At 70.6% G+C, this 16,255-nt stretch carries 14 protein-coding genes and 1 pseudogene; 10 read left to right on the top strand and 5 right to left on the bottom strand.

Features of this window, described 5'->3' with window-relative positions; genetic code table 11:
- Positions 1–48: 48 nt before the first annotated feature.
- The 3 genes and pseudogenes from Q4V64_RS16310 to Q4V64_RS16320 all read left to right on the top strand — a co-directional run bounded on the left by Q4V64_RS16310 (position 49) and on the right by Q4V64_RS16320 (position 3,806).
- Positions 49–1,389 carry a GH1 family beta-glucosidase gene (locus tag Q4V64_RS16310; protein ID WP_124442396.1) on the top strand — a complete coding sequence of 447 codons (1,341 nt, stop codon included), beginning with the start codon at positions 49–51 and terminating at the stop codon, positions 1,387–1,389.
- Between the two features lie 217 nt (positions 1,390–1,606).
- Positions 1,607–2,260 (top strand): annotated as a pseudogene (locus tag Q4V64_RS16315) (transcriptional regulator); the annotation flags it as partial.
- Between the two features lie 178 nt (positions 2,261–2,438).
- Complete coding sequence (locus Q4V64_RS16320) at positions 2,439–3,806, top strand: S28 family serine protease (RefSeq protein WP_124442395.1); 1,368 nt, start codon at positions 2,439–2,441, stop codon at positions 3,804–3,806.
- Positions 3,807–3,835: 29 nt separating this feature from the next.
- On the opposite strand, the gene era is transcribed toward Q4V64_RS16320, so the two are convergent.
- Positions 3,836–4,804: a GTPase Era gene (gene era / locus Q4V64_RS16325; protein WP_124442394.1), complete on the bottom strand. Its 969-nt coding sequence runs from the start codon at positions 4,802–4,804 to the stop codon at positions 3,836–3,838.
- Positions 4,805–4,988: 184 nt separating this feature from the next.
- Here era and Q4V64_RS16330 point away from each other — a divergent pair, with 184 nt between their 5' ends.
- Complete coding sequence (locus tag Q4V64_RS16330) at positions 4,989–5,327, top strand: P-II family nitrogen regulator (RefSeq protein WP_124442393.1); 339 nt, start codon at positions 4,989–4,991, stop codon at positions 5,325–5,327.
- A 45-nt stretch (positions 5,328–5,372) separates the two neighbouring features.
- Here the strand turns inward: Q4V64_RS16330 and Q4V64_RS16335 are convergent, their stop codons facing one another.
- On the bottom strand, positions 5,373–5,849 hold the full coding sequence (locus Q4V64_RS16335; protein ID WP_124442392.1) for a hypothetical protein: 477 nt from the start codon (positions 5,847–5,849) through the stop codon (positions 5,373–5,375).
- A gap of 439 nt (positions 5,850–6,288) precedes the next feature.
- Here Q4V64_RS16335 and Q4V64_RS55020 point away from each other — a divergent pair, with 439 nt between their 5' ends.
- The 4 genes from Q4V64_RS55020 to Q4V64_RS16365 are packed head-to-tail and all read left to right on the top strand — an operon-like array spanning position 6,289 to position 10,607.
- Positions 6,289–8,433: a PhoH family protein gene (locus tag Q4V64_RS55020; RefSeq protein ID WP_124442391.1), complete on the top strand. Its 2,145-nt coding sequence runs from the start codon at positions 6,289–6,291 to the stop codon at positions 8,431–8,433.
- Positions 8,434–8,446: 13 nt separating this feature from the next.
- Positions 8,447–8,944 carry an rRNA maturation RNase YbeY gene (gene ybeY, locus Q4V64_RS16355; RefSeq protein ID WP_124442390.1) on the top strand — a complete coding sequence of 166 codons (498 nt, stop codon included), beginning with the start codon at positions 8,447–8,449 and terminating at the stop codon, positions 8,942–8,944.
- On the top strand, positions 8,941–10,251 hold the full coding sequence (locus tag Q4V64_RS16360; RefSeq protein ID WP_124442389.1) for a hemolysin family protein: 1,311 nt from the start codon (positions 8,941–8,943) through the stop codon (positions 10,249–10,251). The genes ybeY and Q4V64_RS16360 overlap by 4 nt, the downstream gene beginning before the upstream one ends.
- Positions 10,248–10,607: an MmcQ/YjbR family DNA-binding protein gene (locus Q4V64_RS16365; protein WP_124442388.1), complete on the top strand. Its 360-nt coding sequence runs from the start codon at positions 10,248–10,250 to the stop codon at positions 10,605–10,607. Before Q4V64_RS16360 ends, Q4V64_RS16365 begins: the two co-directional genes overlap by 4 nt.
- A 136-nt stretch (positions 10,608–10,743) precedes the next feature.
- On the opposite strand, the gene Q4V64_RS16370 is transcribed toward Q4V64_RS16365, so the two are convergent.
- The gene (locus Q4V64_RS16370; RefSeq protein WP_124442387.1) at positions 10,744–12,162 is read right to left on the bottom strand and encodes an MFS transporter; all 1,419 of its coding nucleotides are present in this window, start codon (positions 12,160–12,162) and stop codon (positions 10,744–10,746) included.
- 139 nt (positions 12,163–12,301) lie between these two features.
- Between Q4V64_RS16370 and Q4V64_RS16375 the strand changes: the two genes are divergently transcribed.
- Entirely contained in the window at positions 12,302–13,180 is an 879-nt protein-coding gene (locus Q4V64_RS16375) for a helix-turn-helix transcriptional regulator (RefSeq protein WP_124442417.1), read from the top strand.
- A 28-nt stretch (positions 13,181–13,208) separates the two neighbouring features.
- Positions 13,209–13,559, top strand: coding sequence for a cytidine deaminase (locus Q4V64_RS16380; RefSeq protein WP_124442386.1), 351 nt, complete (start codon positions 13,209–13,211; stop codon positions 13,557–13,559).
- A 110-nt stretch (positions 13,560–13,669) separates the two neighbouring features.
- On the opposite strand, the gene Q4V64_RS16385 is transcribed toward Q4V64_RS16380, so the two are convergent.
- Positions 13,670–14,794 (bottom strand): PfkB family carbohydrate kinase, encoded by a 1,125-nt coding sequence (locus Q4V64_RS16385; protein WP_124442416.1) that lies wholly within the window; start codon positions 14,792–14,794, stop codon positions 13,670–13,672.
- Positions 14,795–14,952: 158 nt separating this feature from the next.
- Complete coding sequence (locus Q4V64_RS16390) at positions 14,953–16,242, bottom strand: glucarate dehydratase family protein (protein ID WP_124442385.1); 1,290 nt, start codon at positions 16,240–16,242, stop codon at positions 14,953–14,955.
- Positions 16,243–16,255: the final 13 nt, after the last annotated feature.

Raw genomic sequence — 16,255 nt, forward strand, 5'->3', positions numbered from 1 at the left:
AACTCGCTGTTCACGCCCGCCGGTTGACTTCCGTTACCCCCGGTACGGATGATCCGGCGCATGGCGACGAACCCGATACCCGTACCTGAGGTACCTGAGCTCCCGGCGTTCCCCGACGGCTTCCTGTGGGGCGTGTCGACCTCGGCCCACCAGATCGAGGGCGCGGCCGACGAGCGCGAGGCGTCCGTCTGGGACGCCTTCACGGCCGAGCCCGGACGGGTGAAGGACGGCTCGACGGCGGCGGTGGCCTGCGACCACTACCACCGCTACCGCGAGGACGTGGCGCTCCTGGCCGGCCTCGGCGTGGACGCGTACCGCTTCTCGATCTCCTGGCCGCGGGTGCGCTTCGCAGGCGGCCTGGACTTCTACGACCGCCTGGTGGACGAGCTGTGCGCGGCGGGGATACGGCCGGTGCCGACGCTGTTCCACTGGGACCTGCCGTTGGGACTGGACTGGCTGGAGCGGGACACCGCGTCGCGTTTCGCGGAGTACGTGTCGGTCGTGGCGGACCGGCTGGGCGACCGAGTGCAGAAGTGGATCACGATCAACGAGCCGGCCGAACACACGCTGTTCGGCCATGCCCTCGGCGCGCACGCACCGGGCAAGCAGCTGATGTTCGACGCGCTCCCGGCCGCCCACCACCAGCTGCTCGCCCACGGTCTCGGCGTACGTGCCCTGCGCGCGGCCGGCGCCACGGACATCGGGATCGCGAACTCCCACGGGCCGACCTGGCCGGCGTCGCGGGAGCCCGCGGACGTGGAGGCGGCGGAGTTCTACGACGTCCTGCTGAACCGCCTGTTCGCGGACCCGGTGCTGCTGGGCGAATACCCGGCGGGCCTCGGCGAGTTGATGCCGGGGGACGTCCCGGCCGACCTCAAGATCATCGGCGAGCCGCTGGACTGGTACGGCATCAACTACTACGCGCCGACACGGGTGGGCGCGCCGCAGGGCGCGGACATCGAGTTCGGCGGTCTCACCATCCCGGCCGAACTCCCCTTCTCCGTCCGGGAGATCGAAGGAGTCCCGGTCACGGACTTCGGCTGGCCGGTGGTCCCCGAGGGCCTGACCGAGCTGCTGACCACCTTCCACGCCCGCTACGGCGACCGACTCCCGCCGATCGTCATCACCGAGAACGGCTGCTCGTACGAGGGCCGTGACGACCAGGCCCGCATCACCTACCTGGACGGCCACATCCGGGCGCTGCACCGGGCGGTGGAGGCGGGGGTGGACGTACGCGGCTATTTCGTGTGGTCGCTCCTGGACAACTTCGAGTGGGCGGAGGGGTACGCACGCCGGTTCGGGCTGGTGCACGTGGACTACGGGACGCTGGAGAGGACGCCGAAGGCGTCGTACGACTGGTACCGGGAGGTGCTGCGGGCGCAGCACTGAATGGTCAGCCGGCGCGGCGGGGGCGAAACCCCACCCATGAGGGCCGGGCCTGTCAAGGGTCGTAGACGGCCACCGCCTGCGGCCTTTCGGTTGGATGCCGGGGCGTTTTCCTTGTGGAGCTTCCTCGCGGTCCCGACCGCCGCTCGTCGGCCTCCGGCTCGGACGCCGAGGAAGCGTCACGGATGTTCAGGGCTGCGGTCGTTGACGTCCCCGATGCATGCTGAGCGCGCTGGCCAGGGCCCTGCGCCTGACGGACGACGAACGCGACCACCTCTTCCACCTGGCCGGAGAGGAACCACCGCGCCGCGAGACCACTTCCGCGCACGTACGCCCTGGCCTCCTCCTGGTCCTGGACCGCCTGCACGACACCCCGGCGCAGGTGCTGACCGACTGCGGTGACGTCCTCGCGCAGAACGTGATGGCAAGGGCGCTGAGCGGCGACGCCTTCGCGCGCCCACCACGCGAACGCAACCTCGTCCGCCGCTTCTTCCTCGACCCGACGGCCCGCGACCTCTACCCTCCGGAGGACCTCCCGGACCACGCCCGCGCCCACGTCTCGAACCTGCGCGCGGTCGCGGCCGCCCGCCCCGACGACCCGGAACCGGCCGCGCTGGCCGCCGAACTACGCTCGGGCAGCGAGGAGTTCGCCCGCTTGTGGGACGAACACGAGGTGGCCCTGCGCCGCTCGTCGACCAAGCGCTTCCGCCACCCCCTGGTGGGCCTCCTGGAACTGGACTGCGAGGTCCTCCTCAACCACGAACACCACCACCTGCTGATCGTCCACACGGCCCGCCCGGGTTCGGAGTCGTACGAGCGGTTGCGGTTGCTGCGGGTGGTGGGCTTGCAGGACATGTCCCCCAGCCAGACCTGACCGTACGGCTTCCTCCGCCCCGCTGCTCTCGTCCGCTGCCCTCCCCGCTCCCCTCCCCGCCGCTCTCCCCCGCACGAGGGATACGCCCCCCGCCCGCGGGGGATCTCCCCGTGCCGCCCGGCGGCTGTACTGAAGCGGTCGGAGACAGACAGCGACAGTCGGTCGGGGAGGAATCGCGATGCGAACGTGGAGCAGGCGCCTGGTGACGGCGGCGACGGCGATGGCAGGGGTCCTGACCCTGACGGCGGCCGCGCCCGCCATGCCGGCGACGGCCGAGTGGGGAGGTTCCCGGACGGGCGACGGGTCCGTTTCCCGGCAGGGCGACATCCTCGACGCCCTGCGGGCCCTGCCCGGCCTGCGGGTGATCGAGGAACGGCCGGCCGCGGATCCGGGGTACCGCTTCTTCGTCCTCGGTCTGCGCCAGCCGGTCGATCACGCCCGTCCGTCGGCAGGCACCTTCGAGCAGCGGCTGACGTTGCTCCACAAAGCGGCGGACCGTCCCACGGTGCTGTCCACGACGGGCTACGAGGTACCGCTGTCACCGCGTCGGACCGAACCGACCGAACTGCTCGACGGCAACCAGATCGGAGTCGAGCACCGCTTCTTCGGCACCTCCCGCCCGGCGACGGTGGACTGGTCCCACCTGACCGTCCGGCAGGCCGCCGAGGACCACCACCGTGTCGTACAGCTGTTCAGGAAGCTCTACCGCGGAACGTGGATCTCGACGGGCGGCAGCAAGGGCGGCATGGCCTCCGTCTACCACCGCCGTTTCCACCCGGGCGACGTGGACGGCACGGTCGCGTACTCGGCCCCGAACAACGTCGACGACCACGACGACTCCGCGTATTTGAGGTTCCTCGACACGGTGGGCACGCCCTCCTGCCGCGACGCCCTCAAGACGGCGCAGCGGCAGCTACTGCTGCGCCGGGGGGAGATGGTCGCCCGCTACAAGGCCTGGGCGGCGTCCACCGGCGCCACGTTCCGCATCGTGGGCAGCGCCGACAAGGCCTTCGAGACGGCGGTGCTGCGGGCGCCGGCGATGTTCTGGCAGAACCACCCCGCGTCGGCCTGCGCCACCGTGCCCGGCCCGGAGGCAACGACCGACGAGCTCTACAGCTGGCTGGACACCACGGCGGTACTCGAGGTGTACGCCGATCCGGTCGCGGAGCACTACATCCCGTACTTCTACCAACTGGGCACGCAGCTCGGGTACGGCACCGTCTCCACGGCCCACCTGAAGGGTCTCCTGCGCTACCCGGACCCCGTGGACCCCCGCAACTTCGTCCCCCGCGACATCCCGATGCGCTACGACGCCCGCGCGATGCCCGACATCGACCGCTGGGTCCGCACGGCGGGCAGCCGCCTGCTCTTCGTCAACGGCACCCAGGACCCCGCGGTCGCCGAACCCTTCCGCCTGGGCCCCGGCACCCGGGACTCCCGCATCCTCCGGGCCGAGGGGATCAACCACCACGCCAGGCTCGCGAACCTCTCCCCCACGACCCGCGCCGAAGCCACGGCCACCATCCTGCGCTGGGCCGGCCTGTGACTGTCCCGGACGAGGCGTGGCCCCACCCGTCAGAAACCCAGCCGCCGCAACTGCTTCGGGTCCCGCTGCCAGTCCTTCGCCACCTTCACATGCAGGTCGAGGAACACCGGCGTGCCGAGCAGCGCCTCGATCTGCTTGCGCGACTTGATGCCGACGTCCTTCAGCCGCTTGCCCTTGGGACCGATGATGATCCCCTTCTGGCTGGGCCGCTCGATGAAGAGGTTGGCGTGGATGTCGAGGAGCGGCTTGTCCGCCGGCCGGTCCTCGCGGGGCAGCATCTCCTCCACCACGACCGCGATGGAGTGGGGAAGCTCGTCGCGTACGCCCTCCAGGGCCGCCTCTCGGATCAGCTCGGCGATCATGACCTGCTCGGGCTCGTCCGTCAGGTCGCCCTCGGGGTAGAGGGCCGGGCCCTCCGGGAGGAGCGGGACCAGCAGGTCCGCCAGCAGGCTCACCTGCTTGTCGCCGACCGCCGACACCGGGACGATCTCCGCCCACTCGAAGCCCAGCTCCTTGCCCAGCTGGTCGATCGCGATCAACTGCTCGGCGAGGGTCTTGGAGTCCACCAGGTCCGTCTTCGTGACGATCGCGACCTTGGGGGTCTTCCGGATACCCGCCAGTTCCTTGGCGATGAAGCGGTCACCGGGGCCCAGCTTCTCGTTCGCCGGCAGGCAGAAGCCGATGATGTCCACCTCTGCCCAGGTGGTCCGCACCACGTCGTTCAGCCGCTCGCCCAGCAGCGTGCGCGGCTTGTGCAGGCCCGGGGTGTCCACCAGGATCAGCTGCGCGTCCGGGCGGTGCACGATCCCCCGTACCGTGTGCCGCGTCGTCTGCGGCTGATTCGCCGTGATCGCCACCTTCTGCCCGACGAGAGCGTTCGTGAGGGTGGACTTGCCCGCGTTGGGGCGGCCGACGAAACAGGCGAAGCCCGCCCGGTGGGCGGCCTCCGGCGATTCCGACGGCTGGGATGACTGGCTGCGAACGCTCATGGGGCCCATTCTCCCTGATCCACAGAGCCCCGCCGTACAACAGACCGACCGTGCCCTCGCCGCGCGGAGCAGGAGCACACGGGCCCGCACCTTACGGTGCACGCCGAGACCGTCATACGATCACAGCGCCCTGGGCAATGGCGCCCCGGTCACCCTCCCCCGTCCACTCCGCCCAGAAGGTCAAGCCCCAGGCATGAAGCTCATCACCGCGATCGTCAAGCCGTACCGCCTCGACGAGGTCAAGACCGCCCTCCAGGAGCTCGGCGTGCACGGCCTGACCGTGACCGAGGCCAGTGGCTACGGCCGTCAGCGCGGCCACACCGAGGTGTACCGCGGCGCCGAGTACCAGGTCGACCTGGTCCCCAAGGTCCGGATCGAGGTCGTCGTAGCGGACGCCGACTCGGACACCGTCATCGACGCGATCGTCAAGGCCGCGCAGACGGGGAAGATCGGGGACGGGAAGGTGTGGGTGCTGCCGGTGGAGACGGCCGTACGGGTGCGGACGGGCGAGCGCGGCCCCGACGCGCTGTAGGCGACGCCGGGACCGCGCCCGTCACGACAGACAGCCGTCGAAGGGTCAGTCGAACACGAACGGGCCCGGCGACTGCGGACCGGTGGCCGTGCACGTGATCGTGATGCCGATGACGGTCATCCGCAGCGAGCCGCCGCCCGCCTCCAGGCTGTCCCCGGAGGCGACGGTCCCGGCGAGCGGGCCGACGGTGACGGGGTCGCCGGCGGCCATGGCCGGGTTCTCGGTGCCGGTGAAGGCGGTGGTGCCGCCGCCCGCCTTCACGAAGGTGAGCGTCGAAGAGATGGAGTCCGCTCCCAGCGCGATCGGCGCGGTGATCGCGGAGGACTTGACGGTGACCGTGGCGGCGGTGCCGTCCTGCGTCGCCGTCAGCGTGGCCTCGCCGCCACCGAAGGTGCCGCAGTCGGCGGTGATCGTCGCGGTGTCCGGGGTGACGGCCGCGGCGGTGGGGGCGAGAGCGAGGCCGGTGATCGCGAGGGCGCCGGCTGCGAGGGCCGCACCTGTTGTCGTTCGCTTGCGTCTCATGGGATCCGGTTCCCTTCCCGAGTGGGATTGCCATGTGGGGATGGACGGGAGAGGCGAGTTCCGGCGGACGACTGCCTCGCGGACGCGGTGCGGAACGCTGCGCGAGGCGCGGATCTGACGGCCCATCGGAACTACCGATTCCATTGATGCGTGAGTGTTGGAGGACGGCAAGGTGAATTCCGGCCGACGCCCAACCCCGCCCGACACCTCAAGATCAACAAGCCGCGCCTCCGCCGACCCGGAGAGGCGGAGCTTCAAGATCGGTGGGACGACAGCACCCGAGGAAGGCCCCCGCCACGCCAGAGGGCCCGAAAGGAGGCCGGTGCCGAAAAGGCCTACGGCGTTGTCAGTACCCCGGCGTACCCTTGAAATCGCCAGGCGGCCCACGTGGCGCGCGAGTCGTTTCGAGGAGGACGAGCAAGGCCTACAGAGCCGGCCCATGACTCAGACACCCACAGCTCACACACCCGCACAGGGACAGGCGAGAGCACAGTTCACCGTCCCCGCCCAGCACCCCATGGTGACCGTGCTGGGGTCCGGCGACTCCCTGCTGCGCGTGATCGAGAAGGCCTTCCCGGCAGCCGACATCCACGTCCGGGGCAACGAGATCAGCGTGGTCGGCGACCCAGTCGATGTCGCCCTCATTTCGCGCATGTTCGAAGAGATGATGCTGGTGCTCCGCACCGGGCAGCCGATGACGGAGGACGCAGTGGAACGCTCGATCGCCATGCTCAAGGCGAGCGAGAACGGGGAGAGCGACGGCCAGGAGACCCCGGCCGAGGTGCTCACGCAGAACATCCTGTCCTCTCGCGGCCGCACGATCCGCCCCAAGACCCTCAACCAGAAGCGGTACGTCGACGCCATCGACAAGCACACGATCGTCTTCGGTATCGGCCCCGCCGGTACCGGCAAGACCTACCTCGCCATGGCCAAGGCGGTGCAGGCTCTGCAGTCCAAGCAGGTCAACCGCATCATCCTGACCCGGCCGGCGGTCGAGGCGGGCGAGCGGCTCGGCTTCCTGCCTGGAACGCTGTACGAGAAGATCGACCCTTATCTGCGGCCGCTGTATGACGCGCTTCACGACATGCTTGATCCTGACTCGATTCCTCGGTTGATGGCGGCGGGGACTATTGAGGTGGCGCCGCTGGCGTATATGAGAGGTCGCGCACACCCGATCTTCACAAACGTCCTCACACCGGATGGCTGGCGCCCCATCGGCGATCTTCAGGTCGGTGACCTGGTCATCGGTTCGAATGGTGAGCCGACCCCGGTCCTGGGCGTTTACCCGCAGGGCGAGAAGGACGTCTACCGAGTCACGTCCCAGGACGGGGCTTGGACCCTCTGCTGCGGCGAGCACCTGTGGACGGTCCGGACGCGCGACGACAAACGCCGCGACAAGCCGTGGCGGGTCCTGGAGACCCAGGAGATGATCGGCAACCTGCGGGCGGCGCACTATCGCCGGTACGAGCTGCCGCTGCTAACGGCGCCGGTCTGCTTCCCCGAACGCGAGGTTCCGCTGGACCCGTACGCGCTGGGGCTGCTACTCGGCGACGGCTGCGTCTCCGGGCGCCGTACACCTTCGTTCACCACGGCCGACCTGGAGTTGGTCTCGGCTCTGGAGACGGCAGTGCCCGGCATCAAGGTGCGGTCGCGTGGCGGCTACGACTACCTCATCAACCGTATGCCGACACCCCGCGACGCTGAGGGAGGCCGGCTGACACATCCGCTCAAGCAGGCGCTGCGCACCTTGGACCTGCTCGGCAGCAAGTCGTACTCCAAGTTCGTGCCGGACGACTACCTGTACAACTCGGCCGAAGTGCGCCTCGCGGTGCTCCAAGGGCTCCTCGACACCGACGGAGGCCCAGAGACCCAGTCCGATCGCACCTGCCGCATCAAGTACACGACCACGTCCATCTTGCTCCGTGACGACGTGATCTCGTTGGTCCAGTCGCTGGGTGGTGTCGCGTACACCCGACGTCGTATGGCCGAGGGGCGTAAGCAGGGGAGTGCACTGGGCGCGCACCGCCGCGACACCCACATCATCGACATCCGCCTCCCCGAAGGCATAGAGCCCTTCCGTCTGGCCCGCAAGCGCGACAAGTACCACGCGGCCGGAGGCGGCGGACGCCCGATGCGCTTCATCGACAGCATCGAGCCCGCAGGCAAGGAGGAAACCGTCTGCATCCAGGTGGCCGCCGAGGACTCGCTGTACGTCACCCAGGACTACCTGCTGACGCACAACACCCTCAACGACGCCTTCATCATCCTGGACGAAGCCCAGAACACCAGCCCCGAGCAGATGAAGATGTTCCTCACCCGCCTCGGCTTCGACTCGAAGATCGTGATCACGGGTGACGTGACGCAGGTGGACCTCCCGACCGGGACGAAGTCCGGCCTGCGCCAGGTCCAGGACATCCTTGAGGGCCTGGACGACGTCCACTTCTCCCGGTTGTCGTCCCACGATGTCGTACGGCACAAGCTGGTCGGCCGTATCGTCGACGCCTACGAGGAGTACGACAACAAGCACGGCACTCAGAACGGCACGCACAAGGGCCGGGGCAAGTCCGGGCACAAGGGGAAGTAGACCGAGCACCACCATGTCGATCGACGTCAACAACGAGTCCGGAACCGAGGTCGACGAGCAGGCGATCCTCGACATCGCCCGCTACGCGCTCGCGCGGATGCGCATCCACCCGCTCTCCGAGCTCTCGGTGATCGTCGTGGACGCCGACGCCATGGAGCAGCTGCACATCCAGTGGATGGACCTGCCCGGCCCGACCGATGTCATGTCCTTCCCCATGGACGAGCTGCGCCCGCCGTCCAAGGACGAGGCCGAACCCCCGCAGGGGCTCCTCGGCGACATCGTGCTGTGTCCCGAGGTCGCCGCCAAGCAGGGGGCGGAAGCGGACACGCAGCACTCCATGGACGAGGAGCTCCAGCTCCTGACCGTCCATGGAGTGCTGCACCTGCTGGGCTACGACCACGAGGAGCCGGACGAGAAGGCCGAGATGTTCGGCCTCCAGGCGGCCATCGTGGACGGCTGGCGTGCGGAGAAGGGCCTGACCGGCCCGTCCCCGGCCCCGACCGTGTCATGAGCCCCACCCTCGTCTCCGGCGCGATCGCCCTGGTCGTCGTGGCGTGGCTCGCCGCCTGCGCGGAGGCGGGCCTCGCGCGCGTCTCCAGCTTCCGCGCCGAGGAGGCCGTACGCACCGGCCGCCGGGGCAGCGCCAAGCTCGCCCGGGTCGCCGCCGACCCCACCCGCTACCTCAACGTGGCGCTGCTGGTCCGCGTCGCCTGCGAGATGGCCGCGGCCGCCCTCATCACCTACGCCTGCCTCCAGGAGTTCGCCGGCACCACCGAGGCCCTCCTGGTCGCGATCGGCGTCATGGTCCTGGTGTCGTACGTCGCGGTCGGTGTCTCCCCGCGCACCATCGGCCGCCAGCACCCGCTGAACACGGCGACGGCGGCCGCGTACATCCTGGTGCCGCTGGCCCGCGTCATGGGCCCGATCCCCTCCCTCCTCATCCTCATCGGCAACGCGCTCACCCCCGGCAAGGGCTTCCGCCGCGGCCCCTTCGCCTCCGAGGCGGAGCTGCGCGCGCTGGTCGACCTCGCCGAGGCCGAGTCCCTGATCGAGGACGACGAGCGCCGCATGGTGCACTCGGTCTTCGAGCTGGGCGACACCCTCGTCCGGGAGGTGATGGTCCCGAGGACCGACCTCGTCGTCATCGAGCGCTACAAGACCATCCGCCAGGCCCTCACCCTCGCCCTGCGCTCCGGCTTCTCCCGCATCCCGGTGACCGGTGAGAGCGAGGACGACATCGTCGGGATCGTGTACCTGAAGGATCTGGTCCGCAAGACGCACATCAGCCGGGAAGCGGAGAGCGAACTGGTCTCCACGGCCATGCGCCCGGCGGCCTTCGTCCCCGACACCAAGAACGCCGGCGACCTGCTGCGCGAGATGCAGCAGGACCGCAACCACGTGGCTGTCGTCATCGACGAGTACGGCGGCACGGCCGGCATCGTCACCATCGAGGACATCCTCGAGGAGATCGTCGGCGAGATCACCGACGAGTACGACCGTGAGCTGCCGCCCGTGGAGGACCTCGGCGACGACCGCTACCGCGTCACCGCCCGCCTCGACATCACCGACCTCGGCGAGCTGTACGGCCTGGAGGAGTACGACGACGAGGACGTGGAGACGGTCGGCGGCCTGCTCGCCAAGGCCCTGGGCCGGGTCCCCATCGCCGGCGCCTCGTCGGCGGTCGACCTCCCCGACGGCCGCGAGCTGCGTCTGACTGCGGAGGCCGCGGCGGGCCGCCGGAACAAGATCGTGACGGTGCTGGTGGAGCCGGTGGGCCCGCTGGATCCGCCGGAGGACGAGGAGAAGGAGCCGGAGTGACCCCGCAGGAGCTGCGCGCGTTCTGCCTGTCCTTCAACGCGGTCGTGGAGGACTTCCCGTTCGACCCGGAGACCTCGGTCTTCAAGGTCCGGGGCAAGCTCTTCGCCCTCACGAACCTGGACGCCCGCCCGCTCACGGTCAACCTCAAGTGCGACCCGGACGACGCGATCCGCCTGCGCGGCGAGCACCCCGGCCAGATCATCCCCGGCTGGCACATGAACAAGCGCCACTGGAACACGGTGACGGCCGACGGCGACCTCCCGGACCGGCTGGTCCGCGAGCTCATCGAGGACTCGTACGACCTGGTGGTGGCGGGCCTGCCGAGGGCCGAGCGGCTCCGCCTCGACCGCTCGTGAAGGACCGCTCGTGAAGGATTCAGCGTAAGCCGCGAAGCCGTACGCCGCTTCGAGGCTTCCCGGGCGGCGGCACCCGGAGGTGGGCGCCCCGCGCGGCCGTGTCCGGTCGGCGGGGCGCCCCTCGGGCCCACCCCCGTCAGGCCCGGGTCCCGCGGCCGGTGCGCAGTCCCACGCCGACCAGTACCGCCGCCGCCAGGACGATCGCCGCGTCGAGGGCCAGCACCGTGTGGACGCCGGACATCAGGTCCGAGGACGTGGTGGCCAGCACGCCGAGGAGCGGGATGCCGATGGTGATCCCCACCTGCTGGGTCGAGGTGACCAGGCCGGTGGCCAGGCCCTGCTCCTCGTCCGGGACGCCGGAGGTGACCGTCAGGCCGTACGAGATGATCGCGCCCAGGTGGCACATGCTCGCCAGCGAGACGGCGGCCGTGGCCAGCCACACCGACCAGCCGCCCTCGTCGAGGGCCAGCAGGGTCGCGATCAGGGCGCCCTGGCCGGTGAGAGAGGCGACGAGCGTACGGCGGGCACCGAAGCGGCCGATGACCTTCGCGGCGTACGAGCCCGCCACCGCCGACAGCACGCCCTGGACGCCGAAGACGAGCCCCGTCTCGAAGGCGGACAGGCCCAGGACCTCCTGGAGGTAGAGGGTCAGCACGAACACGACCGTCGACATCATCGAGAAGGTGACCAGACCGCCCAGGTTGCCCCACGCCACCGTGCGGCGGCGCAACATGGGCAGGGAGACCAGGGGCGCCGCCGTACGGGACTCGACGGCGACGAAGGCGGCGAGGAGCAGCACGCCCGCGACCAGCGTCACGATGACGTCCGTACGGCCGAAACCGTGGTCGGCGGCCGTCGACAGGGCGTAGATCAGCGAGAGCAGCCCGCCGGTGACCGTGATGGCGCCGGGCACGTCCAGGCGCGGGCGCTCAGGAGTGCGGGACTCCGGCAGCAACGCCGGTGCGAGGGGCAGCACGAGCAGGGCGAACAGCGTGAGAAGGCCCATCGTGGAGCGCCAGCCGAGCACGTCGGTGAGGACACCGCCGGCCACCATGCCGACGGTGAAGCCGAGGGAGAGGAGGGTGCCCGAGATGCCGAGCGCGCGGTCGCGGGCGGGACCCTCGGGGAAGGTAGTGGTCAGCAGGGACATGCCGGTGGGTACGATCGCCGCCGCGCCGAGGCCTTGCAGCGCGCGTCCGGCGAGGAACGACGCCGGGTCCCAGGCGAACGTCGCCAGCAGCGAGGCCGCGCCGAACAGGGCCAGGCCCGTCAGGAACAGCAGGCGACGGCCGTACAGGTCGCCCATGCGGCCGAAGAGGAGCAGGAAGCCGCCGGACGGCAGCGCGAACGCCGTGACCGCCCACTGCAGGGCGGACTGGCTCATGCCGAGGTCCGCGCCGAGGACGGGCAGGGCGACGTTCAGGACGGAGAAGTCGAGCGCGACCATGAACTGGGCCGCGCACAGCACGAAGAGGACGAGCTTGTCGCGCGTCGACAGCCGGGGGGTGTCGAGCGAGGGACTTGCGGAAGTGGTGGGGTCGGTGTCGATCGCCATGGGCAAGAGCCTGCGGGCACCGGAATAGCCGTGGGGAGCGGGAAGTTGTCCTGTTGGTGGTACCACCAGGCAGGGCCCGAGGCTTCAGCACGGGCTTGAGCAGGGGCCTGAACAGGATCAGGGGGAGTACGTGGCGGACGTGGTCGAGACGGACGCGGGCAAGGCGCACCGGCTACGCGAGCTGCGCGAGTTCCTGATGAGCCGGCGGGCCCGGGTCTCCCCGGCCGAGGCGGGGCTGCCGGACGGCGGGGCCCGGCGCCGGACGCCCGGGCTGCGGCGCGAGGAGGTCGCCGTGCTCGCCGGGGTGGGCGCCTCCTGGTACCAGTGGCTGGAGCAGGGGCGGGACATCTCCGTCTCCCCGCAGGTCCTCGACTCGGTCGCGCGCGTCCTGCGGCTGCGCAACGCCGAGCGGCGGCATCTGTACGTCCTCGCCGGGCTGAATCCGCCCGTGCCCGAGGTCGAGCCCGAGAAGCAGCACATGTGCGAGGGGCTGCGGCGGCTGATCGACGCGTGGATGCCGTATCCGGCCCACATCATGGACATGTACTACAACTGCGTGCTGTACAACGACGCCGCCGCGGCGGTGCTCGGGATGCGGCCCGACACCACGCAGAACTGCATCGTCGACTTCTTCACCGATCCGCTGTACCGGTCGCGTTCCAAGAGCTGGGAGCGCAACGCGCGCACGGTCGTCGCCCAGTTCCGGGCCGCGTGCTCGGCGTACCCCGACGACGAGGGCTACCAGGCCGTGCTGACGGACCTGAAGGCCGCCAGTACCGAGTTCTCCGAGCTGTGGGAGCGGCGGGACATCGAGGACGCCGGGCAGATCCGCAAGGAGCTCGACCATCCGCTGGTCGGGCTGTTGTGCGTGGAATCGACGGCGATGAAGCTGCCGGCGCGGCCCGACCTCACGGTGGTGCTGCACACGCCGCTGGACGAGGCGAACACGGCGGCGAAGCTGGAGTGGCTGGCGTCGGCGGAGGGGCGGCGCGGGGCGATGTACCCCGTGGCGGGGTGACAGGTGTGGTTCTTCGTATGCTCAGGGCATGACCGACAGTGCGCTTGACCCCGAGGACCGCAAGATCGTCACCCTGGCCCGTTCGGCGCGGGCCCGTAACGGTGTGCCCGAGGGGGCGGCCGTGCGGGACGAGACGGGCCGTACGTATGTCGCCGGAACCGTCGCCCTCGAGTCGCTGCGGCTGAGCGCGCTGCGTACGGCGGTGGCGATGGCGGTGGCTTCGGGAGCGAAGTCGTTGGAGGCGGCGGCGGTGGTGACCGAGGCGGAGGGGGTTTCGGCCGAGGACCGGGCTGCCGTACGGGATCTCGGAGGGCCGGAAACTCCTGTGCTGCTGGCTTCGCCGGACGGGACTGTCCGACTGACGGTCTCGGCGGGCTGAGGCCGGGGGGCTCCGCCCTCAGCCCGCCGACTAGGGCTCTTCGTCCTCAAACGCTGGGACGGATTGGATGGCGCGGACCGTACGCACCGGCGCTGAAGGGTGCCGCCCCCTCACGCCGACCTGCGGAACCCGATCGTCGGCACCGCCCGCCTGAGCGGCCACGGCCGTGCCGCTCCCTCCTCCGGCACCAGGCCCGCCAGGAACGCGTACCGTCTCAGGGCCGCCGGATCCTGCCGGTCGAGCGACTGGACCTTGCGCCACCACGCCCCGATCTCGGACCAGCCCGGCGCCGACAGCGACCCCCCGAATTCCTGGACGGAGAGCGCGGCCGTCAGGCCCGCGAAGGCCAGGCGGTCGGCCAGCGGCCAGCCGGCCAGCGTGCCGGTGACGAAGCCCGCCACGAAGACGTCCCCCGCGCCGGTCGGGTCGAGGGCCTCGACGGCGATGGCCGGTACCTCGGCGCTCTCGCCGGTCCGCCGGTCCACCGCGTACGCGCCGTCCGCGCCGAGGGTGACGACCGCGAGCGGTACGTGCTCGGTGAGCGCGTGTGCGGCGGCGCGCGGGCAGGTCGCGCCCGTGTAGCGCATCGCCTCGTCCGCGTTGGGCAGGAACGCCTCGCAGTGGGCGAGGTCGGCCAGGCTCGCCAGGTCCCACGCCCCGGTGTCGTCCCAGCCGACGTCGGCGAAGACGCGGGCGCCCTTGCTCGCGGCCTGGGCGATCCAAGGGGCGCGGGTGCCGGGCGTGAGGGAGGCGATGGCGGCACGCGCGCGTGGGGGGCAGTCGGGCGCGGGCTCCTCCGGGGGCGGCTCGTGGCCGTGCGAGACCATCGTGCGCTCGCCCTCGTACGCCATGGAGACGGTGACCGGGGAGTGCCAGCCGGGGACCGTGCGGGACGGCTCGAGATCGATGCCCTCGCCGGTTTCCAGCGCGTCCCAGCAGTAGTCGCCGTAGTGGTCGTCGCCGAACGCGGCCGCCAACGAGGTCCTCAGGCCGAGCCGTGCCAGCGCGGTCGCCATGTTGGCCACGCCGCCGGGGCTCGACCCCATCCCGCGCGCCCAGGACTCGGTCCCGCGCACCGGGGCGGAGTCGAGCCCGGTGAAGACGATGTCGAGGAAGACCGTGCCCGTCAGATACACGTCCCACGGCGGATCGTCCGGCCTGCGCAGGGCGGCCAGCGGGTCGACCTGGGGCCGGTTGCGGTGGTCCTCTCCGAGGGATGCGGTGGACGCGATCACGGTGCGCTCCCATGACGTGGTGCCGATCAGGCCAGTCTGCACCACACCACCGACAACGTGCCGCGCTCACGCCCGAGCCGCGCCTCGCTTCAGGTCGTCGTGACCCGGATCGGGTCATCGCGCCCACCGCCTCGTGCGGCCCGGCTGGTACCCGGCGGCTACCAGCGAGGCACCGACGGCGCGACCCACTCCGGCTCGGCGACCCGCATCGCCGCCGCGTCGTCGCGCTCGCGCAGCGAACCGTCGTCGTCGAGCCACCGCCGGTGCAGGAACTCCAGCTGGTCACGGTCGAGTTCGACGCCGAGGCCGGGCGCGTCGGAGACGGTGACCTTGCCGTCGTCGAAGGTCAGCCGTTCGGTGAGCACGTCCTCCGACTGCCAGGGGTAGTGGGAGTCGCAGGCGTGGTGGAGGTTCGGCACGGTGGACGCGACGTGGGTCATCGCGGCCAGGCTGATCCCCAGGTGGGTGTTGGAGTGCATGGACACCCCGACACCGAAGGTGCGGCAGATGGCGGCCAGTTGCTGCGTGTTGCGCAGCCCGCCCCAGTAGTGGTGGTCGGAGAGCACCACCTGGACGGCATCGCGCGTGAACGCCTCCTTGATCTCGGCGAAGGTCGTCACGCACATGTTGGTGGCGAGCGGCACGTCGGTGCCGGCGGCCACCTCGGCCATGGCGTGGACGCCGAGCGCCGGGTCCTCCAGGTACTCGAGGACGTCCCCGAGCTCCTTGGCCACCTTCAGCGAAGTCTCCACACTCCACGCCCCGTTGGGGTCCAGCCGCAACGGATGCCCGGGGAACGCCTCGGCCAGGGCCCGTACGGCCGCGATCTCCTCCTCCGGCGGGAAGACACCGCCCTTCAGCTTGAAGGAGGTGAACCCGTACCGCTCGGTGAACTTGCGCGCCTGTTCGACGACCCCGGCCGGGTCGACGGCGGCGCCCCAGTCGTCCTTCTCCGCCGCCACGCCCTGGGGATGGCCGGCCCACTTGTAGAACAGGTACGCGCTGTACTCGACCGCGTCCCGCACCTTGCCGCCGAGCAGCGCGTGCACGGGCAGGCCGAGCGCCTTGCCGAGGGCGTCGAGGCAGGCGACCTCGAAGGCGGAGGCGACGGACAGCCGCAGCTTGTCGGCGGTCTGGACACCGCGCAGCCCGCCGACGTCGACCTGGCCCACGACACGGGAGTCGTCGACGGAAACCTCGTCGGCGATGCGGAACAGGCCGTTCAGATCACTGACTTGACGCCCTTTCAGCTTCTCGGCGAACGGCCGTGCCAGCTCCAGGTACTTGGTGTCGCCGTACGTCTCTCCAACCCCCGTGACCCCCTCCGCCGTCACGACCTCCACGATCAGCCGGGGCGTGTACGGCTGGTGGACGCCCTGCGTGTTCAGCAGCGGCGGGTCGGCGACGAGGATCGGGGTCAGCCGTACGTCTGTAATGGCGAGGTTCACCGGCGCATCTCCC

This window comes from Streptomyces sp. NL15-2K (assembly GCF_030551255.1).
Classification (GTDB): Bacteria; Actinomycetota; Actinomycetes; order Streptomycetales; family Streptomycetaceae; genus Streptomyces.